Source organism: Rhodothermus profundi (assembly GCF_900142415.1).
GTDB classification, from domain to species: Bacteria; Bacteroidota; Rhodothermia; order Rhodothermales; family Rhodothermaceae; genus Rhodothermus; species Rhodothermus profundi.
The window spans coordinates 1-25593 of the sequence record NZ_FRAU01000011.1 but is presented as its reverse complement, the minus strand read 5'-3'; the positions used below and the strand labels follow the sequence as shown (position 1 = coordinate 25593).

At 59.0% G+C, this 25593-nt stretch carries 22 protein-coding genes and 1 tRNA gene; 5 read left to right on the top strand and 18 right to left on the bottom strand.

Annotation, left to right across the window (positions count from 1 at the left end; genetic code table 11):
- Positions 1–71: 71 nt before the first annotated feature.
- From BUA15_RS12895 to BUA15_RS12875, 5 genes are all read right to left on the bottom strand, one after another.
- Complete coding sequence (locus tag BUA15_RS12895) at positions 72–800, bottom strand: response regulator transcription factor (RefSeq protein WP_084660603.1); 729 nt, start codon at positions 798–800, stop codon at positions 72–74.
- Between the two features lie 288 nt (positions 801–1088).
- Entirely contained in the window at positions 1089–1799 is a 711-nt protein-coding gene (locus BUA15_RS12890) for a response regulator transcription factor (RefSeq protein WP_072716407.1), read from the bottom strand.
- Between the two features lie 83 nt (positions 1800–1882).
- Complete coding sequence (locus BUA15_RS12885) at positions 1883–3781, bottom strand: PAS domain-containing sensor histidine kinase (RefSeq protein ID WP_245772048.1); 1899 nt, start codon at positions 3779–3781, stop codon at positions 1883–1885.
- Positions 3782–4007: 226 nt separating this feature from the next.
- Positions 4008–4523, bottom strand: coding sequence for a BrxA/BrxB family bacilliredoxin (locus BUA15_RS12880; protein WP_072716406.1), 516 nt, complete (start codon positions 4521–4523; stop codon positions 4008–4010).
- A gap of 75 nt (positions 4524–4598) precedes the next feature.
- The gene (locus tag BUA15_RS12875; protein ID WP_072716405.1) at positions 4599–4889 is read right to left on the bottom strand and encodes a YtxH domain-containing protein; all 291 of its coding nucleotides are present in this window, start codon (positions 4887–4889) and stop codon (positions 4599–4601) included.
- A 49-nt stretch (positions 4890–4938) separates the two neighbouring features.
- On the opposite strand from BUA15_RS12875, the gene BUA15_RS12870 reads away from it, so the two are divergent.
- The 3 genes from BUA15_RS12870 to BUA15_RS12860 all read left to right on the top strand — a co-directional run bounded on the left by BUA15_RS12870 (position 4939) and on the right by BUA15_RS12860 (position 7227).
- Positions 4939–5454, top strand: coding sequence for a C40 family peptidase (locus BUA15_RS12870; protein ID WP_072716404.1), 516 nt, complete (start codon positions 4939–4941; stop codon positions 5452–5454).
- Positions 5455–5591: 137 nt separating this feature from the next.
- Positions 5592–6071, top strand: coding sequence for a transcription elongation factor GreA (gene greA, locus BUA15_RS12865; protein WP_072716403.1), 480 nt, complete (start codon positions 5592–5594; stop codon positions 6069–6071).
- Between the two features lie 121 nt (positions 6072–6192).
- Positions 6193–7227, top strand: coding sequence for a threonine aldolase family protein (locus tag BUA15_RS12860; RefSeq protein ID WP_072716402.1), 1035 nt, complete (start codon positions 6193–6195; stop codon positions 7225–7227).
- Position 7228: 1 nt separating this feature from the next.
- On the opposite strand, the gene BUA15_RS12855 is transcribed toward BUA15_RS12860, so the two are convergent.
- Positions 7229–7888, bottom strand: coding sequence for a fumarylacetoacetate hydrolase family protein (locus BUA15_RS12855; protein ID WP_072716401.1), 660 nt, complete (start codon positions 7886–7888; stop codon positions 7229–7231).
- Between the two features lie 130 nt (positions 7889–8018).
- Here BUA15_RS12855 and rplU point away from each other — a divergent pair, with 130 nt between their 5' ends.
- Positions 8019–8384 (top strand): 50S ribosomal protein L21, encoded by a 366-nt coding sequence (gene rplU, locus BUA15_RS12850; protein WP_072716400.1) that lies wholly within the window; start codon positions 8019–8021, stop codon positions 8382–8384.
- Positions 8385–8418: 34 nt separating this feature from the next.
- Positions 8419–8679, top strand: a complete 261-nt coding sequence (gene rpmA / locus BUA15_RS12845; protein WP_012843615.1) for a 50S ribosomal protein L27 — start codon at positions 8419–8421, stop codon at positions 8677–8679.
- A gap of 65 nt (positions 8680–8744) precedes the next feature.
- Here rpmA and BUA15_RS12840 read toward each other — a convergent pair whose 3' ends face one another.
- The 12 genes from BUA15_RS12840 to BUA15_RS12785 all read right to left on the bottom strand — a co-directional run.
- A complete protein-coding gene (locus tag BUA15_RS12840) occupies positions 8745–10844 on the bottom strand; it encodes a thioredoxin domain-containing protein (RefSeq protein ID WP_072716399.1) in 2100 nt (699 codons plus the stop codon).
- An 86-nt stretch (positions 10845–10930) separates the two neighbouring features.
- Positions 10931–13525, bottom strand: a complete 2595-nt coding sequence (locus BUA15_RS12835) for a M14 metallopeptidase family protein (protein WP_072716398.1) — start codon at positions 13523–13525, stop codon at positions 10931–10933.
- Positions 13526–13632: 107 nt separating this feature from the next.
- Positions 13633–17931, bottom strand: coding sequence for a DNA-directed RNA polymerase subunit beta' (gene rpoC / locus BUA15_RS12830; RefSeq protein WP_072716397.1), 4299 nt, complete (start codon positions 17929–17931; stop codon positions 13633–13635).
- A gap of 45 nt (positions 17932–17976) precedes the next feature.
- Positions 17977–21816: a DNA-directed RNA polymerase subunit beta gene (gene rpoB, locus BUA15_RS12825; protein WP_072716396.1), complete on the bottom strand. Its 3840-nt coding sequence runs from the start codon at positions 21814–21816 to the stop codon at positions 17977–17979.
- A gap of 273 nt (positions 21817–22089) precedes the next feature.
- Positions 22090–22470 (bottom strand): 50S ribosomal protein L7/L12, encoded by a 381-nt coding sequence (rplL, locus tag BUA15_RS12820; RefSeq protein ID WP_072716395.1) that lies wholly within the window; start codon positions 22468–22470, stop codon positions 22090–22092.
- Positions 22471–22570: 100 nt separating this feature from the next.
- Positions 22571–23101, bottom strand: a complete 531-nt coding sequence (rplJ, locus tag BUA15_RS12815; protein ID WP_072716394.1) for a 50S ribosomal protein L10 — start codon at positions 23099–23101, stop codon at positions 22571–22573.
- Positions 23102–23132: 31 nt separating this feature from the next.
- On the bottom strand, positions 23133–23843 hold the full coding sequence (rplA, locus tag BUA15_RS12810) for a 50S ribosomal protein L1 (RefSeq protein ID WP_072716393.1): 711 nt from the start codon (positions 23841–23843) through the stop codon (positions 23133–23135).
- A gap of 59 nt (positions 23844–23902) precedes the next feature.
- Positions 23903–24343, bottom strand: coding sequence for a 50S ribosomal protein L11 (gene rplK, locus BUA15_RS12805; RefSeq protein ID WP_072716392.1), 441 nt, complete (start codon positions 24341–24343; stop codon positions 23903–23905).
- A 148-nt stretch (positions 24344–24491) separates the two neighbouring features.
- A complete protein-coding gene (gene nusG / locus BUA15_RS12800; RefSeq protein ID WP_072716391.1) occupies positions 24492–25052 on the bottom strand; it encodes a transcription termination/antitermination protein NusG in 561 nt (186 codons plus the stop codon).
- Between the two features lie 31 nt (positions 25053–25083).
- The gene (gene secE, locus BUA15_RS12795) at positions 25084–25272 is read right to left on the bottom strand and encodes a preprotein translocase subunit SecE (protein WP_072716390.1); all 189 of its coding nucleotides are present in this window, start codon (positions 25270–25272) and stop codon (positions 25084–25086) included.
- Positions 25273–25355: 83 nt separating this feature from the next.
- A tRNA-Trp gene (locus tag BUA15_RS12790) sits at positions 25356–25428 on the bottom strand.
- A gap of 68 nt (positions 25429–25496) precedes the next feature.
- Positions 25497–25593, bottom strand: a 97-nt coding sequence (locus BUA15_RS12785) for an EF-Tu C-terminal domain-related protein (RefSeq protein ID WP_143149620.1), incomplete at its 5' end; no start/stop codon positions are given.

The window sequence follows — 25593 nt, the reverse complement described above, 5'->3', positions numbered from 1 at the left end:
AGTGCGCCAGCGGATTTTAGAAGAGGTAGAAATGGCGCATGTTTTCTAATTTTTTTGCGCCAAAAGCGTACCTATTCCTGACGAGTGTGCCGGTACGTCCACTGCACCGCAAACTGCAGGAGTTCGCTGACCGATGAAAATCCCAGTTTCTCTTTGGCGCGGCGGCGATAGGTCTCGACCGTCTTCCGGCTCAAATTCAACCGCTGCATAATCTCCTCAATAGAGTATCCCTGCCCGAGCAACTGAAAAACGGCCATCTCCCGATCCGTCAGCATGTCCAGCGACAGCACATGGGGCTGCACGCTCTGGCCGCGCACCACCTTGCTCAAAATACGCGAGGCCATTCGGTGGCTCAGGTACACTTCCCCCTGCATTACCGTGCGAATGGCCTCCACGACACTTTGCGTCGACTCACTCTTCATTACGTAGCCCATAGCGCCGGCCCGGATCGCCCGCTCCGCATAGGCTACCTCATCGTACATGGAAAAGACCACGACCTGCGTCTCGGGCAGTTCAGACCGGATCTGGTGCACCAGATCCAGACCATGGGCATCTTCGAGCGAAATATCGACTACCACCACATCCGGCCGCAGCTTGCGAATCTGCTCCATCCCTTCCGCCGCTGTGCGCGCGCTTCCCACCAGCTCCAGATCCGATTCGCTCCCAACGGTTGCGGCAAGAGCTTCCTGAATGGCCGGATGATCATCTACCACAAAGATGCGAATAGGCGTGCGCCGAACACGGGGCGTGTCTTTTAGCTCAGGATCGGAACGCTGGAATAACACTTCTAATGTCATCATGCGCCTGCCTGCTTCAAATGGTCAAAATGCTCTACCCCAATACTTGTTGCAACAAGGGTAACCCTCTACCGAGCCTCTCTGCCTCCCAGATCTGTCTCTCGGTGAGACAAGGGGAAGTTAATAGCAGGCGCTGCCGTCTAACTCTAAGCTTTAGCGGAAGGTGGTATGTAGTTTAAGCGCATCATGGTGCGCCGGAGACTTAAGCACCACGGGGCATAGGTTGTCCCTTTCGGATGCGCGCAATATGCAACGTAAGTTGCGCCAGAACACCTATGCATAAAATTTTCTTCACAGTTTACTGCCTCGTCCCTGCGCGTGCGTCCACTGCACGGCAAACTGCAATAGTTCGGCCACCGAGTCAAATCCCAGTTTTTCTTTGGCACGGCGGCGATAGGTCTCAACCGTCTTCCGGCTCAAATTCAACCGTTCCGTAATCTCGTCAATGGTATACCCCTGGCCCAGCATCTGAAAGACCGCCATCTCTCGGTCGGTCAGCTCGTCGATGGCAAAGCCAGGACCCGGCGCCCGCCCCATAGCTACCTTGCTCAGAATGCGAGACGCCATGCGTCGGCTCAGGTACACTTCGCCCCGCACAACGGCACGGATGGCCTCCACAACGCTCTGCGTCGGTTCACTCTTCATGAGATAGCCTGCGGCACCGGCGCGAATCGCGCGCTCCGCATAAACGCTCTCGTCGTACATCGAAAAGATAACCACCAGCACCTCAGGAAACTGAGCCCGGATATTCTGGACAAGATCCAGCCCGTGGGCATCTTCCAGCGAAATATCGACCACCGCCACCGTGGGCCGCTCCTTTTCAATAAGGCGAAACGCTTCAGCAGCCGTGCTTGCCTGCCCCACCACCTCCATTCCCATCGCACTGTTGATCGTGTCCGAAAGTGCCTCCCGAATGGCCGGATGGTCGTCGACAATGACTACGCGAATCCGGTCGCTTTGCGCGCCTGGGCCTTCCCGTAGAAGGACGTCCCTGTGCCTCATCGTCGCAACCTCCCTGTTTTTGTATCGCTTCTTCAATCAGCAATATACAACAAAATGTGTAATATTCACTCCCTATTTTTCAACTAAACTGTTCCCGGAACCCCTCCAACAGGCCAGCGGCAGCAAATGGTTGTCCCTTCGCCCGGCTGGGAGTGAATATGCAGGGTCCCTCCAATCGTGCGGGCGCGATAGTACATTGTCTTTAACCCCAGCGAATCGGCACGTGCGCGCTGCGGATCAATGCCACAGCCATTATCCGTCACGCATAGTTCGACAAACTCATCCCGACGATGCAACGTCAGCACAATCTCCGACGCATGCGCATGCTTCAGGGCATTGTTTACCGCTTCCTGGGCGATACGGTACAGGTGCAGCTTGACTTCCGGATCGTCAATGCATACCTGTCCGTCGGTTTCAAAACGACAGCGAATGCCAGGTAATGCATTGGTATTATAGGCCAGCTCTTCTAGCGCCAGCGTCAGGTCCTCGGTGTAAAGCTGGGCCGGCGTCAGCCCCCGATAGATTGCGCGCACGCCCTCAGCCGCTTCCTGCGCAAAGCGCACCACCTTCTGCGCCAACTCCGTCAGTTCATGCTGCTCGGCTTTCAGGCGATGCGCCAGGTTCTCACTGAGCATGCGGATGCTGGTAAGCAACTGGCCGACCCCGTCATGCAGGTCGCGTCCGATCGCCTGCTGCTGCGCCTCAAGGGTCTGCACCATGCGGCGTTCTAGTTCCACCCGCTCGGTCACCTCAATGGCGCTGCCCCAGATGCGCACCAGCCGGTCCCGCTCTACCGTCCCTACCGCATTAACCACATAGTAGCGCATGCCCTGCTTACCCGGCAACGCGTACTCCTCGCCGTGGAGCTCGTAGCCTCGCTGCACGAACTCCCGCAGATAGCGCGGACGAAAATAATGCCGAAGCGTCTCCAACGGCCGACCGGCAACCGCTTCCGGGTCCGAGGCTCCCAGCCAGCGTGCCATCACCGCATTGCATTCCGCCAGATAACCATACCGATAGAGATGCTCCACCTGCAATTCGGGCAGCGTCGTAACGGCCACGGGCTGGCGCAGCTCAATCCGCCAGATACCTTCGGTAATGGTACGGACAAACGAGCGGTAGCGCTCTTCAGCGCGTCGCCGCTCCGTCAGATCGCGCAGAATCATCTGCACTACCGGCCGGCCTTCAAAAACCACCGGCGCGGCCGTCAGCTCCACAACCCGCTCTTCGCCATCAAAACGAATAACCGTGCACTCAAAAGGCGCCACCGACGCCCCCGCCTCCAACCGCCGAAGCTGCCGGGCTATCTCCTCATATTGATCGGCCGAGAAAAAGTCCAGCAGCGAACGCCCGGTCAGGTCCTCCTCTTCCTCAGCCCCCAGCAGCCTTCGTCCAGCCGGATTGAGATAAACCAACCGATCCTGAGCTGCCAGCAAAATCGGCTCCGGTAACTGCTCCACCAGCAGACGCCAGCGCTCCTCGCTTTCTCGACGGGCCGTCTCCGTTGCCTGCCGGTCGAAGTACGTGGCCAGCAGCCCACCCAGCACCTCCAACAGCCGGGCTTCTTCCTGACGCGCCTCCGGCAGTCCGTCCGAGAACTCCAGCCCCAGATACCCATAAAACCGCTCCTCCGCAGAGAGGACAGGCACAACCAGCAGATTTTCACTCAGATGCAATACTTCATCTTGCGCTGTTGGGGTGGGAAAATGCTGCCGGATACGCGTCTCCAGCTCCCGCCACCAGTTCGACACCCGAGGCCGGCGCCGATGCCAGACCGTATAGGTATACTCTTCTTCCTGCTCCCTCGATTGGGGCACGCCCACAAAGTAGACCGAAGCCGCCCCCGTAGCCTCCCCCAGCAGACGCAGCAACGCCTGCATGTCCAGTGGATCCGGGCCCACCAGCAAACGGGCCGCCTCAACAATGGCGTGCTCCACCTGCGCACGCCGCTGCGCATCTGAACATACTGCTTCCTTTTTCATAGGAGACAACTCCTCATACAAGGGGGAAGGAACGGACACTTCCTGCTTCCCTCCAGAAAGTAAAAATAATGTACGAAAAGACACGCGCGACAGCATACGTCCTCCCCAGATAATCGTCAGGATTACCTTATTGATAAAGACACCGACCATTAAAGGTTGTAACAGATCCGCACAAAAAAAGCCGCCTGCTTAGAGGCGGCCTGGCATCGGCATTCCAGCAGATGCATCAAAGAATCGACCGGAACGTAGGCGGTAGCGGTGAGGCACCGTACGTGTCAATCTCTGGCATCTCCGGCCCTTCCTCCGGCATGACATCTGTGCCGCAATATTTCTCGAAGGCCTGCACCAGATCCGCCGCAATGGCACTGGCACTTCGGCCTTCAATATGGCGACGTTCCAGCACGTAGACAGGCTCCCCGCGCTTGAACAATGCAATAAAAGGCGACGAGGGCGGAATGCCTGCCAGGTACTTCCGCGCCTGGGCCGTCGCCTCCAGATCCTGCCCGGCAAATACCGTCACCCAGCGATCTGGCTTTGTAACGGGAGCCTGCAGCGCCATCGCCACGGCCGGACGCGCGTTGGCTGCCGCGCAACCACACACGGAGTTAATGACCAGCAATAGCGTTCCCTCTTTAGCCGCTTCAAAGGCGGCATCAACGGCTGCCGCATCCCGCAACTCCTCAACGCCCAGCCGCGTGAGCTCTTCACGCATGGGCTGCACCAATTCCTCCGGATAGGGCATGGGTCCGCTCCGGGTTTTGATTAAGCTGACAGCACTACCGCTCTCGAACGTGCACCGTCTGCAAGAGATCCAACCTCAGCCGTGAGGCATGCGCGGCAGCTCACGCGCAATGTCCTGTTTTTCCAGGTGCCAGCCAGCCTCCTCACCGGCTTTTCGGAACCGCTCACCCAGCGCCTGTAGCTGCTGCTCCAGATGCTGCAAATGGGTCTCCAGTCGGTGCAGTTGCTCCTCCAACCCATGCAGCCGGGCACGCGCTTTGCTTGCTAATTCGCGACGGGTTTCATGCCCGGCTCTAGGCGCCAACAACAGGCCGGCTATCACGCCAGCCGCAAACGCACAGATCGCAGCAGGCCAGGATACACGCATAACCAGGTTCGTTTCAATGCAACCAACTACCCTGCAGGTTATACGAGCTATGGCCCTCCGGTTCCATCGGCTGTGGTTTCTTCTGGGGGGACTCCTGCTGGCGGGGTGCCGCACCGCGGCCCCTCCTCCAACACCTCCACCTCCCGACCTTCGCGAACGCCTTATGGCCGCAGTGGCCCGCTGGCAGGGCACGCCGCACCGATGGGGTGGCCTCGACCACCGGGGCATTGATTGCTCTGGCCTGGTCCTGCGGGTTTATCAGGAAGCCTTTGGCCTGACCTTACCCCGCACCACCGAAGCACAGGCGCAACTAGGACGTCCCGTTCCCCGACAGGCATGGCAAGCCGGCGATCTTGTATTTTTTCGCTTTAACCGGAAGGAGCGTCACGTGGGCATCTATCTGGGCGACGGGCGCTTTGTCCACGCCTCCAGCTCGCAGGGCGTTACGATCTCCACGCTCAATGATCCCTACTGGCATCGTCATTACTGGATGGCTCGGCGGATACTCCCCCCTGAAACAGCACCGTTGTACGCTCCCTCCCCGAAGCCTACAATCGGCTGGTAGCCGGATCTCCCGGCGCCAACAGGCGTTGGAAAGACACAAGTTTAGGAATATCCTTATGATCAGGATCGCCGCAGCCGAAAGGCCGTGGCGTTCTCTTTTTCTGTGCCTATAGCGCATAGAAAAAATCTGGTAGATCTATGCAGAACCCGAAGCCGGTTTACCTGACCAAAGAGGCGCTCCAGAAGCTCAAAGAAGAACTGCACGAGCTCAAAACAAAGGAGCGGGCGCGCATTGCCCGCGCCATCGCAGAAGCACGGGCGCACGGCGATCTGTCAGAAAATGCCGAATACGATGCCGCCAAAGAAGCGCAGGGCCGCCTGGAAGCGCGCATTGCGCAGATTGAACAGACCATTGCCAACGCCCGTATCGTGGACGAAAACAAAATCGATACGAGCAAAGCCTATATTCTCTCTAAGGTGCGCGTCAAGAATTTACAGACAGGCGCCGAGCAGGTCTTTACGCTGGTCTCTCCGCATGAAGTCAACCTGGACGAAGGGAAGATTTCGGTCAACAGTCCCATTGGAAAAGGGCTGCTGGGACGTTCGGTAGGCGACGTGGTCGAGGTGAAGGTACCGGCGGGTAAGGTCAGGTTGCAGATCCTGGAGATTTCCCGTTAATTAAGGCCGGCCGAACGCCGCTTGCTACGCTACGAGCTCTGCGAAAGCCCGCAAGGCGTCCGGCCGGCCTGTTTATTTTGTTCGGTTGCTGCGGTCATGCTGAACGCCTGCGAATCATACCATGTGGATCGATCTGCGTAGCGACACCGTTACCCGCCCTTCACCCGGCATGCGCCGCGCCATGTATGAAGCGGAAGTGGGAGACGATGTCTTTGGCGAAGACCCTACGGTGCGCCGGCTGGAAGAACGCGTAGCCGAGTTGCTGGGGAAGGAAGCCGCCCTGTTTGTGCCCTCCGGAGTCATGGGCAATCAGCTTGCCATCAAGGTGCTGACGCGTCCCGGTGATGAGGTGCTGCTGGGGCGCGAAAGCCACATCTTCAACTACGAGTCCGGTGCACCGGCGTTGATCTCCGGCGTCCAGTTGCATCCGCTGGATGATGCGGTCGGATGGTTCTCCTCGGAAGCGCTAACGCAAGCCCTTCGCCACGGCCACGACTGGGAACCTCGCTCCCGTCTGGTGTGCCTGGAAAACACCCACAATCGGGCTGGCGGCGTGGTCGTCCCGCTCTCAGTTATCGACACCCTCACTACAGCAGCCCGTCGTCATGGCCTGGCGCTCCACCTGGACGGCGCCCGACTCTGGCATGCAAGCGTCGCGCTGGACGTCCCCGAACGCCAACTGGCCACGCCCTTTGACACGGTAAGCGTCTGTCTCTCCAAAGGCCTGGGCGCACCGGTCGGCTCCGTGCTAGCTGCCTCGGCGGACCTCATAGCCGAAGCGCGCCGCTTTCGCAAACTGCTGGGAGGCGGCATGCGCCAGGTGGGCATCCTGGCCGCTGCCGGACTCTATGCGCTGGAACATCACCGGCCGCTGCTGGCCGAAGACCACGCCAAAGCCCGTCGCCTGGCCGAAGGCATCGCCGAACTACCAGCCTTTGAAATCGATCTGACGCGCGTGCAGACCAACATCGTGCGCTTCGACGTCCGGCAGGGCACTGCCGAAGGGGTCCTGGCCCAGCTCCGAGCCGAAGGCGTCCTCATGGTTCCCTTTGGGCCCCACACCATCCGAGCTGTGACGCATCGGGACGTATCCATGCAGGACATCGACCGCGCCCTTTCCGTCTTGCATCGCCTGTTTGGACGGAAGGCCGTCTGACTCAGGCCCGTTGCACGTCTACCCGCAGGGGCGGCAGCACATCACTCTCCGCCTCCAGCACATCCCCCTCATGCACAGGCCCCACCCCTTCAGGCGTCCCCGTAAACAGCAAATCGCCCGGCTGCAGCGTGAAAATCTTGGAGCAGTAGGCAATCAACTGTGCTACCGAAAATACCATGTCCGCCGTCGTTCCGTCCTGACGCACCACCCCATTCACCTTAAGCCGAAGCCGTACCTGCTGGGGATCGGACACGGCCGAAGCCGACACCAGGGGGCCCAGCGGCGCAAATGTATCAAATCCCTTGGATACCGTCCACGGATATCCCGCCTCCTTTGCCTTTTGCTGCAAGTCGCGCGCTGTCATGTCTAACCCCAGCGCATACCCTGCGACGTAGTCCAGCGCTTCTTCTTCCGCAATGCGCTTTCCTTCACGCCCGATCACGACCACCAGCTCTACCTCGTGGTGCACCTCACGCGACTGCGGCGGAAGCAACACAGTCCCTCCTGAACCAATCAGGGCAGTAGGAGGTTTTAGAAACAATATTGGTTCTTCTGGTACCGTGCTATTCAGCTCAGCAGCATGCCGCGCGTAATTTTTGCCCACGCAGATGATCTTACGGGGCACCAGCCGCAGCCCTGAATCTGGCAGTACAATCTCCATCAGCGTTTGACAACTTTAACTGGTTTTGAACGTTGAAACTCCCTAACTTTAGAAGCTACGATTTTTTTCCTGAACGATCCGTGAACTCTCGCGTCGGTACCCAACCCGGCGCCCCAAAGCAGAGGAAGCCATGTATGCCATTGTTGACATCGCCGGTAAGCAATTTCGCGTCGAAGAAGGTCGCTACCTTTACATTCCCTATCATGAGAAAGCCCAGCCGGGCGACACGTTGACTTTTGATCGTGTATTGCTGGTGGTCGATGGCGACCAGGTGTACCTGGGCCGTCCGGTTGTGGAAGGCGCCGCCGTTAAAACGCGCGTGCTGGAACACGTCAAGGCGGATAAGATTCTGGTCTTTAAGAAAAAGCGGCGCAAACGCTACAAGGTGAAGCGCGGTCACCGCCAGCGGTACACGAAAGTGCAAATAGAAGCCCTGGAGGTGCCTCAGAATGCGCAGCCGCTTGCAAGCGAAGCAACGGCCCAGCCAACTGCTTAAGGTTTTCGTTTAACGGCCAACTCGTGAGGGTGTCATGGCGCATAAGAAAGGCATGGGATCGACCCGGAACGGCCGGGACTCCAACCCGAAGATGCTGGGCGTTAAGGTCTTCGGGGGGCAGTTTGTCACGGCCGGGAGTATCCTAGTCCGCCAGCGTGGGACCAAGTTTCATCCGGGTCTGAACGTAGGACGCGGAGGCGACGACACGCTGTTTGCTAAAGTTGACGGCGTGGTTCGTTTCTCGCGCGGACGCGGGGATCGGCGTTTTGTGCACGTCGATCCAGTAGAAGCCTGAGTTGTTCGGCTTGCAGCCCGTGGGGGCCGGTTCCTCTGCAGAGGAACCGGCCCCCATTGTTTTGTTCAGGCCGGTGCGCCAGCGTGCAGCGCATCAAGCTGACGGGCCAGTTCCTCGGGATCGGTAACGGGCTGCTCGCATCGGTAATCATGGCACACGTAGACGGTCGGGCGGCCATCAACCGGCTCCTGGGCAGCCACAAACGGCGCCAACTGCACCAGCCGCTCACCGGCTGCGCCCGACCGGCGCAGCATAAGCACTTTGCGCGGCAAATAGCGCTGGTGAATCGTGCGCAGTAGTTCCCGCAGGTCTGGATTGTCGAGATCGCCCGCCAGCACCAATTCGTAAATGGGCCCAAAGGCAAAATCAATACTGACCAGCATACCTGTAAAGATAGGCGGCTGCTGTTTGACCGGTCCGGAAAAGAAGCGAATCATCGCATCCGCATGCTCTGCATAGTTTGTGCGGCCGGTCATATGTCCTAAGCGCACCAGGTTCATCAGCGCCACCGCATTCCCTGAAGGCATGGCATTGTCCATCGTTTCCCGAGGTCGCACAATGAGCGGTTCTCCATCATCAGGCGTCATGTAGAACACACCCCGTGCATCCCAGAAGTGCGTGAGCATCTGCTCGGTCAGCGCAAGCGCCGTCTCCAGGTAATGTTCTTCAAAGGTTGCCTCATACAGATCCAGCAATCCCCAGCTCAAAAAGGCATAGTCGTCCAGCATCCCGGAAATCCCTGCCTCTCCGTCTCGGTAGCGATGCCACAGACGACCTTCGGGCGTGCGCATTGTGCGCAGGAGAAAGTCGGCGGCCGTCTGCGCAGCCTCAGCATAGACCGCCTCATCGAACACCTGCGCCGCCCGGGCCAGCGCGGCGATCATCAAGCCATTCCAGTCCGTCAGGATCTTCTCATCCCGGCCCGGCCGCACGCGGCGCATGCGATATGCAAACAGACGCTCCCGAATCGTTGCCAGCGTCGTTTCCAGCTCTTCTAGGGACCACCCTCGCTCGCGGGCAAGGGCCTGGAGTGATTTGCTCAGGTAGAGAATGTTTTTGCCTGTACGCTCACCGGTCGCCTCCTCCTCATAATTACCTTCTGGCTGCACGTTAAATAGATCGATAGCGATTGGAGCCAGCTCTGGCCCCAGCGCTTCGCGCAATTCGGCGACCGTCCATACATAAAATTTTCCCTCTTCGCCTTCGCTATCGGCATCCTCCGAGCTGTAAAAGGCCCCCTCCGGCGCCCGCAGGTCACGCAACACATACGTCAGAATTTCGCGCGCTGTCCGGGCGTAGAAGGACTTGCCGGTGGCCTGGTAGGCCTCGGTATAGGCTATCGTAAGCAGCGCCTGATCATAGAGCATCTTTTCAAAGTGCGGCACGCGCCACGCCTCGTCGGTCGCGTAGCGATGAAAGCCAAACCCCACGTGATCATAAATGCCCCCCAGTCGCATCTGCATCAGCGTGTGCTCAACCATCTGCAACGCGTGCGCCTCTCCGCTTCGCTGCCAGTAGCGCAACAAGAACAGGAGCGTGTGCGGGGTGGGAAACTTTGGTGCATGTCCGAAGCCGCCATGCCTGGCATCGAAAATGTCATCCAGCCGTCGGTAGGCGATCTCCAACCACTCTGCATCAATGATCTGACTGGGCGCCTCAAACGACATGATCTTCTGCAGCGTGCCGGTCAGCTTCTCGGCAGAGGCAATGATCTCGTCCCGGTGCTGCCGCCAGGCCTCTTGAATGCGCGGGATGATTTCTAACAGGCCCGGCCGGCCATACCGACTGCGCTTGGGAATGTAGGTCGCTGCAAAAAACGGCTTCCGGTCAGGGGTCATAATGATGGTCAAAGGCCACCCCCCATGGCCGGTCACCATCTGGCAGACCGTCATATAGAGCTGATCGACGTCGGGCCGCTCTTCCCGATCCACCTTGATATTAATAAACGCGTCGTTCATCAGGCGGGCGACCTCCTCATCCTGGAACGACTCATGGGCCATCACATGGCACCAGTGGCACGCGGCGTAGCCAATTGACAGGAATACCGGTTTGTCTTCGGCCTTTGCCCGAGCAAAAGCTTCTTCGCACCAGGGCCACCAGTCGACCGGGTCATCCTTGTGCTGCAGCAGATAGGGGCTTTTTTCAAACTGAAGACGATTCGGCATGACGACTCCCGGTTAGTACAAAGAAAAAGCGTAGCAGTCAGTGGACTGCTACGCTTAAGCCTGAACCAGCAATTTGTGCCCGCTCGTTAGAACGCGTCACCGAAAAAGACGGCGTTCAGGAACAGCCGGCTCGAACCCGGCCAGAAAGCGCGAAAGTTTGGATTATCCATGATCAGAATAATGCGCCCCCGCCCATACCGCTGTGCCACAACAGCCGCCGCTCCCGGAGCCTGTTGCCGACGGGCCGCTGAAAGATAACCGCTGAGCAGGGGCTGTTCGGTGTAAACTGCCACGTTAGCACCTGGCACCTCGGACGGTTCGTAGAAGGTTTCCTCGGTTCGAAAGACGGGTAGCGTAGCGCCCAGGCCAAAAGCCAGCGGATGGGTTGTATCCATGCGCGCTTCCAGAATAGCACCGCCAATGACCTGTGCGCCACGAGCGCGGGCCAACTGCCCATACGGGTAGGGTCGAAGCAGGGAGTCGAGCTCAAAGGGTTTGGCTTTAAGGTTAAGCCATCCCTGAGCCACCACCCAGTCTACTGCACTGGTCAGCGCAATAAGCACTCCGCCTTCCCGCACCCAGTTTTTGATTTTTTCAGACGGCAGGGCAGCATACGATCCGCCAGCCAGTACCAGCCGGTTATAGCGGCTCAGATCGGCCCAGGCGACATGCTGCACGTCTAAGAGGGAAACAGGCATATGCATTCGTTCGGAGAGCAGATGCCACACTTCGCCCGCATTGTAGGCGCGCGTGCCTTCGCCGGTCAGCAGCGCTACCCGGGGTTGTTCCAACACGCGTCCGTAGTCGCGCGTGCCCAGATCCGGACCTTCTTCAGTTAATCCGGTCTGAACCGCATAGAAACGCACATGGTAGGTCTGCGCCAACTGCTGCAGGAGCGCCTGCAGCGAGTCGGGTCCGGGTCCCTTTCCATCGCGTTGCACAACCGGAATCAGCACGGTGCCGGGCGGGAACGTTCGACGGGTACCTGCAACCGGCAAGGTAATCGTCCTGGAGAGCATTCGCGCCCGCACCCCTGCCCGCTGAAGTTGATAAAGCGCTGCCGGTGCAAAGAAGCGATCCCAGGTCATCAAATAGGCATAGTCGGAGCGATCTCCGATCAGGGTTCCTCCGTCCAGCTTCACCGAATCGACCGGAGCGCCCAGCAGCGGCGATGGATTCCGTTTCCATTCGGCCCAGACCACGTCATAGGCCAGTGGAAGCGTCCAGGCCGACACGTCATAGAAAAGCGAGTCCTCAAAGGTGGTGCGTCGCTCCATCAGGGCCTGCAGCATCCGGGCCTGTGGCTGCTGCACGGGCACCACGTAGGCCTGCCCCGCCCGAAACGTTTTCCCTTCAACCGTAACATCCCGCGCCAGCATGTAGATACGAATGCGGTGGCGCCGAAGCACCTGCGCCAACATCTGCGCACGCGTGCGGCCTGGTTCCAGGGCAATGAGATAGGCTTTGACAGGAAGCTGTCGCGCGAGCTGTTCGGCCTCCCGATAGAAATCGCGCTGGTAACGCAACAGTTCTATCCGAAGGGCGCGCAGAGCGCGTAGCGTAGAGAGAGAGGCCGCAAAATGATTACGGACGGTAAAGGCATAAGAAAGCACCCCATCACGCGTTTCCCGAAGCAGGGCGCGTGAGGAAGCCTGCTCGAAGAGGATCCCTACCGCACCGTTCGCATCAGGGTACGTTGATCCCTTGCCGTAGTAGAAATCGTCATATCCCTCTTCCGAATAGTAGAGGGATCCGATCTGATTGAACACCTCTGCATGATAGCGAGCGATTGCAGCGGTCAACTCCTGATTGCGCGCGGGCGTCAGCGGATGGGTTCGGCTGGGCACGCCCGGCATAAAGAAAAAGGTCGACTCGCTGCCCATCTCGTGATGGTCCGTCAGCAGTTGCGGCCGCCAGTGGTGAAAGAGTCGCAGCCGCCCCTGAGACTCCGGGTGTTGACCGGTCAGCCAGTCACGATTTAAATCGAACCAGTAGTGGTTGGTGCGCCCGCCAGGCCAGGGCTCGATATGCTCGCGGTCCTGAGGATCGGCCACAGGCACGCGGCCGCGGTTACGGTTGGCCCAGTCTACAAACCGATCCCGGCCGTCGGGATTCAGCATCGGATCAATAATGAGCACGGCCTGGGCGAGCAGCGAGTCGATGGCAGGCCCACGGGCAGCCGCCAGATAGTAAAGCACCAGCAGCGAGGCTTCCGAACCGCTGGCTTCATTGCCATGAATGCTGTAGCCCAGGTAGGCAACAACCGGCATGCGTGCCAGCTCGGCATCGCTTACGGTCTCTGGAGCCTCCGAAAGCCGCATGTTGGCGGTGCGAATGGCTTCCAGACGCATCAGGTTTTCTGGAGCGGAAACGATGGCATGAATCAGCGGACGTCCTTCATAGGTGCGCCCGTGCTCTTCGACGAGGACGCGGTCGCTGGCTGCGGCTACGGCTTGAAAGTAGGCTACAATCTGGTGGGGCGCCGTATGCCGCGTGCCTACGACATGGCCGATGACTTCCTCGGGTCGAGGAATCGCAGGATCATAGGAAATCTCCGAAGGCAGCGGTAGCGGCAACGGAAAAGCAGGTTGGCCTTGCACAGCCTGCGGCCATCCCAGCCCTATTCCAGACAGCAAGAGGCCCAGGATCAGAAGGTTCAGTAGACGATACACGGCCGTCATGCGGTTAGTTAACGATTTCTGTTCTCCATAAAATACACGTCGTGTAATAAAAAAGCCCTGGGGAACGCACGTCCCCCAGGGCTTTTGATGCGCTCGCGTCAGATTGCTCAGGAGGCCTCGACCGACTCGGCTGCTCCGTCGCCGGCGCCATTGCCCGCGGCTGTGCTTTCGCTGACGGCCGCCTGCAACGCCTCCAGCTCTTTGCGCGAACCCACCACCAGGTGCTGGAAGCGGCGCTGGCCTGTTCCTGCCGGTATCAGGTGCCCCACGATTACGTTCTCTTTCAGTCCGTACAGGTGGTCGGTCTTGGCGGCAATAGCAGCCTCCGAGAGCACCTTCGTGGTTTCCTGGAACGAAGCAGCCGAGATGAACGAGTCGGTCGAAAGGGCTGCCTGCGTAATCCCCAGCAGCACGGGTTCCGCCACAGCGGGCTGAGCCTCCCGCACCTCTACCGGACGCAGGTCGCGCCGTTTCATCTCAGAATTTACTTCGCGCAGGCGGCGGCGGTCGATAATCTCCCCGACCTTCAATCCCGAATCGCCGGGATCGACCACCACGAAGCAGTCATAGAGCCGGTCATTGATCTGGTCCAGGGTATGGCGGTCGATCAGGTCGCCTTCCAGCAGGTTCGTGTCGCCTGGATCGGTGATGCGCACCTTCTGCATCATCTGGCGCACGATCACCTCGATGTGTTTGTCATTGATCGACACGCCCTGCAGGCGGTAGACTTCCTGGATTTCGTTTACCAGGTACTCCTGGACCTTGCGCGGCCCCAGAATGCGCAGGATATCCTGAGGCGACACCTGGCCGTCCGAAAGCTGCTGCCCGGCCTGCACATAGTCGCCTGGATGCACCAGAATGTACTTGCTGAGCGGAATCTGATAGGTGCGCGACTCCGAGCCATCCGGGCTGGTAACGATGACTTCCTGCGCACCACGCTTCCGGGCTCCGTACTCCACATATCCTTCAATTTCCGACACAATGGCCGGGTCAGAAGGCGTGCGGGCTTCGAACAGCTCAATCACGCGTGGCAGACCGCCGGTAATGTCGCGCGTTTTAACCGTCTGACGCGGTAGCTTGGCCAGTACCTGTCCGGCCTGCACCACGTCCCCTTCGTCCACCTGAATGCGCGACCGCACGGGCAACGCATATTCCCGCACAGAGCCATCAGGCAGTTCAATCAGGATCGCGGGGGTCAGGGAGCGGTCGCGGCTTTCAATGATGACCTTCTCCCGGTAGCCGGTCTGCTCGTCAGCCTCTTCGCGGTAGGTAACGCCCTCAATAATGTCCTGGTAATGAACGGTTCCGCCTACCTCCGTAAGAATCACGCTGTTGTAGGGGTCCCAGGTAACCAGTACCTGGCCTTTCTCAACACGATCGCCTTCCTGAACGAGCAGCTCGGCGCCGTAGGGCACGTTCGCCCGCCAGAGCTCGCGGCCTTCTTCCTGCGGATCCATAATGCGGATCATTCCCTGGCGGGAGAGCACCACTTCCTTTGGTCCTTCTTCGGATTCGTAGGTGACGGTCCGCAGGTTCTCGAAGGCCACGCGGCCGGCAAACTTGGCATTCAGGGTGCTTTCGGCCTCAATGCGCGCGGCCGTTCCGCCCACGTGGAAGGTCCGAAGCGTGAGCTGCGTACCGGGCTCCCCGATTGACTGGGCCGCCACTACTCCGACGGCTTCTCCGACCTCTACCAGGCGACCGGTTGCCAGGTTACGCCCATAGCAGAGAGCGCACACGCCCCGCGGCGCTTCACAGGTCAGCACCGAGCGGATCTCCACCTCTTCGATGGAGGTCTCCGCTATGCGCTGCGCTTTTTCTTCGTCGATCAACTCATTTGCAGCAACAATCATCTCGCCCGTGAGCGGGTCATACACATCATGCAGCGACACGCGCCCGAGGATACGGTCGGCCAGCGGCTCGACAATTTCTTCGTTATCCTTGAGCGCGCCAATCTTGATGCCACGCAGCGTGCCGCAGTCGTACATCGTGACCGTTACATCCTGCGCGACATCAACCAGGCGGCGCGTCAGATAGCCAGCGTCGGCCGTCTTAAGCGCCGTATCCGCCAATCCCTTACGGGCACCGTGCGTTGAGATAAAGTACTCAAGCACGGAGAGCCCTTCCTTGAAGTTGGAAATGATCGGGTTTTCAATGATTTCGCCGGCCGACCCGACCATACTCTTCTGCGGCTTGGCCATCAGGCCGCGCATGCCCCCGAGCTGCCGGATCTGCTCCTTCGAGCCACGCGCGCCTGAGTCGGCCATCATGAAGATGGCATTAAAGCCATCTTTATCGTTTTTGAGCGTTTCGAAGAGGATTTCTGAGAGGCGGTTGTTCGTGCGCGTCCAGATGTCGATCACCTGGTTATAGCGTTCATTATCGGTGATGACGCCCATCTCGTAGTTCTGACGCGCCCGCGTTACCGCCTGGTTTGCCTCTTCGATGAGTTGCTGTTTTTCCTTCGGAATGATGATGTCTTCGAGCGAGAACGTCAGGCCTGCCTTGGTCGCCTGCTCAAACCCCAGCGCCTTGATGTCGTCCAGGAAGCGTGCTGTCCGCGGGTACCCGGTGGCCTTGAGCACGCGCCCGATGATGGTCTTCAGATTCTTTTTGGTCAGGACTTCGTTGATGAAGCCCACCTCATCCGGCACGACTTCGTTGAAGAGTACGCGGCCGACCGTTGTATCAATGAGCTGCCCGTCCTTCAGGCGCACCTTGATGCGCGCGTGCATATCGACCACCCCCTGGTCGAATGCCTGGCGCACCTCCTCGGTGCTGGCAAAGCGCATGCCCTCGCCCTTGACCCCGTTTTTGGCCTTGGTCATGTAGTAAAGGCCCAGCACCATGTCCTGGGTGGGCACGGCAATCGGATCACCGTTGGCCGGGCTGAGGATGTTGTGGCTGGAGAGCATCAAAATCATACTCTCCAGGCAGGCTTCGTGCGAGAGCGGCACGTGCACGGCCATCTGGTCGCCGTCGAAGTCGGCGTTGTAGGCCGTGCAGACCAGCGGGTGGAGCTGGATGGCTTTGGCCTCGGTCAGCACCGGCTGGAACGCCTGAATACCCAGACGGTGCAGCGTTGGCGCGCGGTTGAGCAAGACGGGACGTCCCTGGATAACTTTCTCCAGAATGTCCCACACTTCATCGGTGCGTCGGTCTACCACGCGCTTGGCGCTCTTGACCGTACGCACAATGCCGCGCTCGATCAGCTTACGGATGATGAAGGGCTTGAAGAGCTCAACCGCCATTTCCTTGGGCAGGCCGCACTGGTGCAGCTCCAGTTCTGGCCCGACCACAATGACCGAGCGCCCGGAGTAGTCTACGCGTTTACCCAGCAGGTTCTGGCGGAACCGGCCCTGCTTCCCCTTGAGCATGTCAGAAAGCGACTTCAGGGCCCGGTTCGAGTCGCTGCGCACGGCGTTTGCCTTGCGCGAGTTATCAAAGAGCGAATCGACGGCCTCCTGGAGCATCCGCTTTTCGTTACGCAGGATGACCTCGGGCGCCCGGATGTCGATCAGCCGCTTCAGCCGGTTATTGCGGATGATAACGCGCCGGTAGAGGTCGTTCAGGTCGCTCGTCGCAAACCGGCCTCCTTCGAGCGGAACCAGCGGGCGCAGCTCCGGCGGAATTACCGGGATAACCCGCATGACCATCCACTCGGGCCGGTTTTCCAGCTTCCGGTTTGCCTCGCGAAATGCCTCGACGACCTGGAGGCGCTTGAGCGCTTCTTCTTTACGCTGCTGGCTGGTTTCGGTCTTGACCTGAAAGCGCAGCTCTTTGGAGAGCGCATCCAGGTCCAGCCGCTTCAGCATCATTTCAATGGCTTCCCCGCCAATTTTGGCGATGAACTTCTCCGGATCGTCGTCGTCGAGGCGGTTGTTGTCCTCCCGAATCTGGTAGAGAATATCGTAATACTCCTCCTCCGTGAGGAGCTGGTTCTTTTCCACCCCGAGCTTCTCCGCACAGCCGGGCTGAATCACGATGTAGTTTTCGTAATAGATGATCTTTTCCAGATCTTTGGACTTCAGCCCGAGCAGGTTGCCAATCTTGTTCGGGACGGTCTTGAAGTACCAGATATGAACGACCGGGACGGCCAGCGTAATGTGCCCCATCCGCTCGCGGCGCACCTTCTTTTCGGTCACTTCGACGCCGCAGCGATCGCAGACAATGCCGCGATAGCGGATGCGCTTGTACTTGCCGCAGTGGCACTCATAGTCTTTGACCGGCCCAAAGATCTTTTCGCAGAACAGGCCGTCTTTCTCCGGCTTGAACGACCGGTAGTTAATCGTCTCGGGCTTGAGCACTTCGCCGTAGGAGCGTTCGAGAATGCTTTCCGGCGAAGCCAGGCTCAGCGTGATGCTGGTGAAGTCGCGTTTGATCTTGAGCGTCTTCCCTTGCGGCATAGCGTATATCGGCGGGTTGGTGTCGGATCAGAGGGAGCCTTTGTCTCAGTCGAGCCGCACTTCCAGGCCGAGGCCTTGCAGCTCACGCACCAGCACGTTGAAGCTTTCGGGAACGCCGGGTTCGGGCAGGTTTTCACCCTTGACCAGGGCCTCGTAGGCTTTCGAGCGCCCTTGCACGTCGTCCGACTTATAGGTGAGCATTTCCTGGAGCGTATGGGCGGCGCCGTACGCATAAAGCGCCCACACCTCCATTTCACCCAGACGTTGCCCACCGAACTGGGCTTTGCCACCCAGGGGCTGCTGCGTGATGAGGCTGTACGGTCCAATCGACCGAGCGTGAATTTTATCCTCAACCAGGTGATTGAGCTTCATCATGTAGATGTACCCCACTGTCGTCTTTTCATCAAGCGGCTCGCCCGTGCGGCCATCGTAGAGTTGCACGCGGCCATCTTCGGGCAGGCCTGCTTCACGCAGCAGCGCTTTGATCTCGTCGAGCGAAGCGCCGTCGAAAACCGGGGAGGCAAACTTCCGCCCCAGCACCTTGCCGGCCCATCCCAGCAGCGTTTCGTAGATCTGTCCGAGGTTCATGCGGGAGGGTACGCCCAGCGGGTTGAGCACGATATCCACCGGCGTTCCGTCCTCCAGGAACGGCATGTCCTCAACCGGGACAATCTTCGCCACCACGCCCTTGTTGCCGTGCCGACCGGCCATCTTATCGCCCACCTGAATTTTCCGTTTGCGGGCGATGTAGACCTTGGCAAGCTGCACGACGCCGGGCGGCAGCTCATCCCCCATCTGAATCTGGTGTTTCAACCGCTTGGCTTCCCCCGTAATCCGCCGGTGCATCTGCTCATAGTTGCGCAGCAGCTTCTGCACCTTGCGGTTGACGGCCTCATCCTGCGTAAAGGGCAACATCGGGTTCAGCTTCAGCGGCGATATCTTCGCGAAGGCTTCCCGAGTGAAGGGCATGCCTTCCGGCAACACAATATCCCCTTCGCGCGTCTCCACCCCGGCCGATACCTGTCCCTCTACCAGCTTAAAGAACTTCTCCCAGAAGCGGCGGTCGAGTTCGGCCAGGTCCCGCTGCAGTTGTTCGTCAATCTGAGCCAGACGCTGCTGCTCCCGTTTTTTCGAGGCCGGATCCAGCTTGCGGCGGCTGAAGAGTTTCGTGTCGATCACGACGCCCTTCATGCCGGGCGGCGCTTTCAGCGACGCATCCTTTACATCACCGGCCTTATCGCCAAAAATGGCCCGGAGCAGCTTTTCTTCAGGCGTAGGCTCCGTCTCTCCCTTGGGCGTAACCTTACCGACCAGGATGTCGCCAGCTTTTACTTCGGCTCCTACGCGAATGATACCCCGCTCATCCAGGTCCTTGGTGGCCTCTTCGGAGACGTTGGGGATTTCCCGCGTCAGCTCTTCCTGGCCGCGCTTGGTATCCCGCACCTGGCACTCAAACTCTTCGATATGGACCGAGGTAAAGACGTCCTCGGCCACCAGACGCTCTGAAATCACGATGGCGTCCTCGAAGTTATAGCCGCGCCAGGGCATGAAGGCCACCAGGATGTTTTTGCCGAGCGCCAGCTCCCCTTTCTCCGTGGCAAATCCGTCGCAGAGCACCGTCCCCTTTTCCACCCGCTGACCGACCTTGACAATCGGTCGCATGTTGATGCAGGTGTCCTGGTTGGTGCGACGGAACTTGACCAGTCGGTACTCCTTGACGGGCTCTTCAAAGCTGACCTCGGCATCTTCAGGGTCCTGGTCGTAGCGAATGACGATGCGGTCGGCATCGACGTACTCGACCACGCCTGGTCCTTCAGCCATGAGCAAGGCGCGCGAGTCGCGCGCGATGCGTGCTTCCATGCCCGTGCCCACGATAGGCGCTTCGGGTTGCAGCAGGGGCACCGCCTGCCGCTGCATGTTCGAGCCCATGAGGGCACGGTTGGCGTCGTCGTGTTCGAGGAAGGGAATCAGGCTGGCCGAGGGAGAGACGATCTGGTTAGGCGCGACGTCCATGTACTGAATTTGCTCCGGCCGCATCAGCGGGAAGTCGCCGCGATAGCGGCACTTGACGTATTCATTGAGGAAGTTGCCTTCCTCGTCAATCGGAGCGTTTGCCTGCGCGATGACGGCGTTGTCCTCCTCCTCGGCTGTGAGGTAGACAATTTCATTGGTTACCTTGCCATCGCGCACAACCCGGTAGGGCGTTTCGATAAAGCCGAATTCGTTCACCCGGGCGTGCACCGTCAGCGAGCAGATCAGCCCGATGTTGGGGCCTTCGGGCGTTTCAATGGGGCAGAGACGGCCGTAGTGCGTGTAGTGCACGTCACGCACCTCAAAGCCAGCCCGCTCGCGCGTCAGCCCTCCCGGCCCGAGCGCCGACACGCGCCGCTTGTGCGTCAGCTCAGCCAGCGGGTTGGTCTGATCCATAAACTGGCTGAGCTGATTGGTCCCGAAGAACGTATTGATGACGCTGGCAATTGTGCGTGCATTGACCAGATCCTGCGGCGTAAAGCTTTCGGCATCCCGCAGGTTCATGCGCTCTTTGATCGTGCGGGCCATGCGGGCTAACCCGACCGAGAACTGCGCTGCCAGTTGTTCGGCTACGGTGCGCACCCGCCGATTGCCCAGGTGGTCAATATCGTCCACCGTGCTGCGGCCGTTCTGCAGCAGCACGAGTTCCCGCACAATAGCTACGATGTCCTCCTTGGTCAGCGTGAGGACATCCATGGGCATATTCAGGCGCAGCCGTTTGTTGAGGCGATAGCGCCCAACTGCGCCCAGATCGTAGCGCTTTTCATTAAAGAAGAGACGGTCCAGCAGCGCACGGGCTGTTTCGAGGTCAGGCGCCTCCGTACCCCGCAGTTGGAAATACAGATATTCCAGTGCCTCTGCCTCCGAATGCGTCGGATCTTTGCGCAGGGTGTTGAGCAGCGAACTTTTATCAAGTGCCTCTTCTTCGTTCTCTTCCTCCTTCAGCAGATAGAGTCGGGTAATACCGGCCTCTTTGAGACGGTCGTAGTCCTCCTCCTGCAGTTCATGCTCGGCCGGCAGGAGCACTTCTCGCTCCCGCTTTTCCTCTATAATTTCGCCGGTATCTTCATCAACGATTTCAATGATGCGCTCCAGCGTAATCGAAGAGGCCAGCTTACGCCCCAGGTACTTCTTGAACTTCTTCTTGGTCGAAATATCCGCCTCTTCCCCCAGCTCAAACAACTGAATAATGTCCTCATCCGAGGAATAGCCCAGCGCGCGTAGCAGGGTTGTGACCGGAATCTTCTTACGCCGGTCGATGTAGGCCCACATAACGTTGGCCACATCCGTGGAAAATTCGAGCCACGACCCGCGCAGCGGGATCACGCGCGCCGCGTAGAGTTCGGTGCCGTTGGGGTGAACGCTCTGGCTGAAGAAGACCCCGGGGCTTCGATGGAGCTGCGAGACAATGACGCGCTCGGCTCCATTGATAATGAAGGTGCCGCGTTCGGTCATGTACGGCAAATTCCCCAGGTATACTTCCTGTTCAATTGCCTCGCCGGCCTCTTCCTCATCTTCGTCTTCCAGAATCGATAGCCGGAGCTTTGCCTTCAGCGGCACCGAATAGGTCAGCCCCTGGGCCAGACACTCCTCCACGGTATGCTTCGGCGTGTCCAGCGTGTAGTAGAGAAACTCCAGGATATACCGCTCCCGGCTATCGGTAATGGGAAAGTGTTCCTTGAAGACCGCCTGGAGCCCTTTATCCTCCCGCTCTTCAGGCGGCACATCATCCTGCACAAATTCCTTGAAGGACTTTAGCTGAATTTCGAGAAGGTCGGGATAGTCCAGGACCGTCTTCGTGCGGGCAAACGAAATCCGCTGCGTCGTGCCCGGCTGGCCGTTGAACTCAGACATAAGCGGGTGCAACTTCGATGGTTGAGTGACGCGTTGCCGAAAACCCCGAAACCGAGCAGCTTGCGCCTGCGCCTTTAGAAGTGGGTAACGCCCCAGTAACGCTTTGGCACAGAGGTTGTTTCTCCGTGAGGGTACCAACCTTCGAGAGCATCATGCTGGGCGTGCAGGCTACAAGCAGGGAAAGCCGACTCCCTCGCCCGAGGGGTCGGCTTACCTGTAGACATATGACGTTCGAGGCAAGAATGCTGGCAAAAGCCGTAGGTTCCCAGGAAGTTACTTGATTTCCACTTCGGCGCCAGCCTCTTCCAGTTTGGCCTTGATCTGTTCGGCCTCCTCTTTGCTGACGCCCTCTTTGACGGCTTTGGGGGCGCTGTCGACCAGTTCTTTGGCCTCCTTGAGACCAAGGCCCGTGATGGCGCGCACTTCCTTGATCACGGCAATCTTGTTGCCGCCGACCGCTTTGAGGATGACATCAAATTCCGTCTTTTCCTCAGCTTGCGCAGCGCCATCACCACCGGCCGGACCTGCCGCCACGGCTACCGCAGCAGCCGCCGGCTTGATGCCATACTCTTCCTCCAGGATCTTGGCGAGCTCGTTCGCCTCCTTGATCGTCAGGTTTACCAGTTGTTCGGCGAGTGCTTTCAGGTCTGCCATGGTTCTTCCTCCTGGTTTTCCTGCAGCGGTCTCTGCCCCTTCGGGCTGCGCTGCTCATTAAGGAATGATGTTACCTGCTACGATGTATATTCGGTAAGGGTTATGCCGCTTCTTTTTCGGCGACGGCCTGCACGCAGGCGGCCAGCGTCTGCCCCGGCCCTTGCAGCGCGCCGAGTACGTTCTGAGCCGGCGCCAGCAGAAGACCCATAATGTCTGCAATCAGCTCATCCTTCGACTTAAGTGCGGCCAGCGTGTCAAGCGCGTCCGCTCCATAGACTGCACCGTCAATGTAAGCCGCTTTCAGCCGAGGGAGCTCGACGCCTTGCTCTTCAATGAACTTCTTAATGACGCGCGCCGGTGCGGCCGGCTCCTCACTAAGGGCTACGGCCGTAGGCCCGTTCAGCACAGGCAGCAACGCTTCGTAGCCGCCTCGCTGCTCCAGGGCAATCCGGAGCAACGTATTCTTAACCACCTTGAATTCTACACCGGCCTCCCGGAAGCGACGCCGCAGGTCCGTAATCTGGGCCACATTTAACCCCATGTAATCGGTCAGGTAGATAACCGGCGCCGACTCCAGTTTCGCGCGGATCTCTTCGAGAATGGCCGCTTTCTGGGCTCTTGTCAACGGCATGGCTCACTTCCTCTTTTGCGCATCGATCATGTCATCGGAGCGTGCTCAGCACGCTCAGGCTTACCGGCACCGGTGGCCCCATGGTCGTCGAAAGGGTAATGGAGCGCACGTAGGCACCTTTTACGGAAGGCGGGCGCAACCGCAGCACCTCGCGCAGGAAGGCTTCGGCATTCTCCCGAATTTGATCGCTGCTAAACGAAGCTTTCCCTATGGAGGTGTGCAGATTACCGGCCTTGTCCACGCGGAAATCAATGCGGCCAGCCTTTACCTCTCGAACGGCCTCGGCCACGTTCTGCGTCACCGTCCCGCTCTTGGGGTTGGGCATAAGTCCCCGTGGCCCCAGAATGCGCCCCAGCCGGCCCACTTTACTCATTACCTGGGGCGTGGCAATCACCACGTCAAACTCCAGCCAGCCGCCCTGAATCTTTTCAATGTACTCATCCAGGCCGGCATAGTCAGCGCCTGCCTCCAACGCTTCCTTCCATCGCCCTTCGTCGGCCAGCACCAATACGCGCACTTTCTTTCCGGTGCCATGCGGCAGGGCTACTGTTCCCCGCACCATCTGGTCGGCATGTCGCGGGTCCACCCCCAGCCGCACGTCAATATCGACCGACTCGTCGAACCTGGCCAGCGCGGTCTTTTTGACCAGATCAACCGCCTCCTCTAACGAAAAGGGACCGTTGCCGGCCTGCTGAATAATCTCAAGCGCTTTCCGATACCGTTTTCCTCGTTTTCTGGGCATGGCTCACTCAGGTTAAGCGGTTCAATCGCCTGCGCAGCGCAGACTCCCGCGGCAAAATCTTAGAGATGCTCGGGCTTTCCTTCCACCACAATTCCCATGGAACGCGCGGTTCCGGCAATCATGGAGGCTGCCTTTTCCAGATCGTACGCGTTCAGGTCGGCCATTTTCTGCTTGGCTATCTCCAGGCAATCCTGCCACGTTACCTTCCCTACTTTCTGCCGCAGCGGATCACTGGCCCCCTTCTCAATGCCTGCCGCTTTTTTGAGCAGCTCGGCTGCCGGCGGACTTTTAACAACAAACGTAAAGGATTTGTCCGAGTAAACGGTAATGACGACCGGCAGGACCACGCCCATACGATCCTGCGTGGCCGCATTGAACTGCTTGCAGAACTCCATGATATTGACGCCCGCCTGACCGAGCGCCGGACCAATTGGCGGAGCTGGCGTTGCCTGTCCGCCCTTGATCTGCAGCTTGATGACCTTTTCGACCTTCTTTGCCATAGCACCTCCTTTTTGCGGTCCAATCGCCTGTCTCTGAGTCAGGCTCCCGCGGATTCCGTCCGTGCAAAATGGACAGAGCGCCTTCTCTATGCTTCGCTTCTACGAAGGTTTCCGCCTCGGACCGTCCCGTGCGTTTTTCACAGAAAGCCTATGACTCCCGCTCTACCTGCAGGTAATCAACCTCCAGGGGCGTCTTCCGCCCGAAGATGGAGACCATCACCTTGAGCTTGAGCTTGTCGGGATAGACCTCCTCTACGACGCCTGTAAAGTTATTAAATGGTCCCTCAATGATGCGCACCACATCACCGGGCTTGAAGGGAATCTCGGGCTGCTCGCCCAGCTCCCGCGCCTCGTCTACCTTTCCGAGAATGCGCCGAACTTCTTCCGGGCGCAGCGGCGTGGGCTGGTCACCGGTTCCTAGAAACCCCACCACCGACGGCATATTCGAAATCAAGTGCTGAAGCTCCCGGTCGAGCACCGCTTCAATCAAAATGTAGCCCGGAAAAAAGGTGCGCTCACGGGTTCGCTTCTTGCCGCCGCGCAGTTCAAAAACGGTTTCGGTCGGAATTAAAATCTCTCCGACGCGGTCTTGCAGGCCCAGCCGTTCAATTTCACGTTCTAGATATTGCTTGACTTTTTTTTCATGTCCTGAAAAGGTGCGCAGCACATACCACTTACGCACCCCTTCCTGTTTTTTTTCTTCGGCCATGGCCCTGATTCGCTCAGCTTGCGTACGCTCGTTACACTGAATAGATAAATTCCAGCACCGTTGCGATCACCCGATCGGCCAGGAAGATAAACAGCGCCAGCACTGCAGAAGCGACCAGCGTCAGTATCGTATTATTGATGAGTTCCTGACGCGAGGGCCAGCTCACCTTTTGCATCTCCCGGAAAACTTCCTGCAGGTATGCGCGAATTTTTGCAAACATGACCGGCTCTGGCTGATTGACGGTCCGGGCAAGACAAATAGGAAGGGCGAACACCGGTTCGCCCTTCCTTGCATTAAACAGAGCACGGGCGGCAGGACTCGAACCTGCAACCTGCGGTTTTGGAGACCGCTGCTCTGCCAATTGAGCTACGCCCGTGAGTCCCTCCGGGTCCTTGTACGCCCACGGGGCCTCAAGATCCCGGAGAGTATTACCAGCGCACTGTTTTAGTCGAGGATTTTCGTGACGACGCCGGCACCGACCGTCCGCCCCCCCTCGCGAATCGCAAAACGCAACCCCTCCTCCATCGCCACCGGATAAATC

Excerpts from the sequence above, each read along its gene's own strand:
- BUA15_RS12880 (WP_072716406.1), bottom strand. The coding sequence starts at position 4,523 with ATGCCCTATCCGGAGGAATTGGTGCAGCCCATGCGTGAAGAGCTCACG.
- rpoB (WP_072716396.1), bottom strand. The coding sequence starts at position 21,816 with ATGTCTGAGTTCAACGGCCAGCCGGGCACGACGCAGCGGATTTCGTTT.
- nusG (WP_072716391.1), bottom strand. The coding sequence starts at position 25,052 with ATGGCCGAAGAAAAAAAACAGGAAGGGGTGCGTAAGTGGTATGTGCTG.
- BUA15_RS12835 (WP_072716398.1), bottom strand. The coding sequence starts at position 13,525 with ATGACGGCCGTGTATCGTCTACTGAACCTTCTGATCCTGGGCCTCTTG.
- rplA (WP_072716393.1), bottom strand. The coding sequence starts at position 23,843 with ATGCCCAGAAAACGAGGAAAACGGTATCGGAAAGCGCTTGAGATTATT.
- BUA15_RS12870 (WP_072716404.1), top strand. The coding sequence starts at position 4,939 with ATGGCCCTCCGGTTCCATCGGCTGTGGTTTCTTCTGGGGGGACTCCTG.
- rplJ (WP_072716394.1), bottom strand. The coding sequence starts at position 23,101 with ATGCCGTTGACAAGAGCCCAGAAAGCGGCCATTCTCGAAGAGATCCGC.
- rplU (WP_072716400.1), top strand. The coding sequence starts at position 8,019 with ATGTATGCCATTGTTGACATCGCCGGTAAGCAATTTCGCGTCGAAGAA.
- rpmA (WP_012843615.1), top strand. The coding sequence starts at position 8,419 with ATGGCGCATAAGAAAGGCATGGGATCGACCCGGAACGGCCGGGACTCC.
- rplK (WP_072716392.1), bottom strand. The coding sequence starts at position 24,343 with ATGGCAAAGAAGGTCGAAAAGGTCATCAAGCTGCAGATCAAGGGCGGA.
- greA (WP_072716403.1), top strand. The coding sequence starts at position 5,592 with ATGCAGAACCCGAAGCCGGTTTACCTGACCAAAGAGGCGCTCCAGAAG.
- rpoC (WP_072716397.1), bottom strand. The coding sequence starts at position 17,931 with ATGCCGCAAGGGAAGACGCTCAAGATCAAACGCGACTTCACCAGCATC.
- BUA15_RS12860 (WP_072716402.1), top strand. The coding sequence starts at position 6,193 with ATGTGGATCGATCTGCGTAGCGACACCGTTACCCGCCCTTCACCCGGC.
- BUA15_RS12890 (WP_072716407.1), bottom strand. The coding sequence starts at position 1,799 with ATGAGGCACAGGGACGTCCTTCTACGGGAAGGCCCAGGCGCGCAAAGC.
- rplL (WP_072716395.1), bottom strand. The coding sequence starts at position 22,470 with ATGGCAGACCTGAAAGCACTCGCCGAACAACTGGTAAACCTGACGATC.
- secE (WP_072716390.1), bottom strand. The coding sequence starts at position 25,272 with ATGTTTGCAAAAATTCGCGCATACCTGCAGGAAGTTTTCCGGGAGATG.
- BUA15_RS12855 (WP_072716401.1), bottom strand. The coding sequence starts at position 7,888 with ATGGAGATTGTACTGCCAGATTCAGGGCTGCGGCTGGTGCCCCGTAAG.
- BUA15_RS12840 (WP_072716399.1), bottom strand. The coding sequence starts at position 10,844 with ATGCCGAATCGTCTTCAGTTTGAAAAAAGCCCCTATCTGCTGCAGCAC.
- BUA15_RS12895 (WP_084660603.1), bottom strand. The coding sequence starts at position 800 with ATGATGACATTAGAAGTGTTATTCCAGCGTTCCGATCCTGAGCTAAAA.
- BUA15_RS12885 (WP_245772048.1), bottom strand. The coding sequence starts at position 3,781 with ATGAAAAAGGAAGCAGTATGTTCAGATGCGCAGCGGCGTGCGCAGGTG.
- BUA15_RS12875 (WP_072716405.1), bottom strand. The coding sequence starts at position 4,889 with ATGCGTGTATCCTGGCCTGCTGCGATCTGTGCGTTTGCGGCTGGCGTG.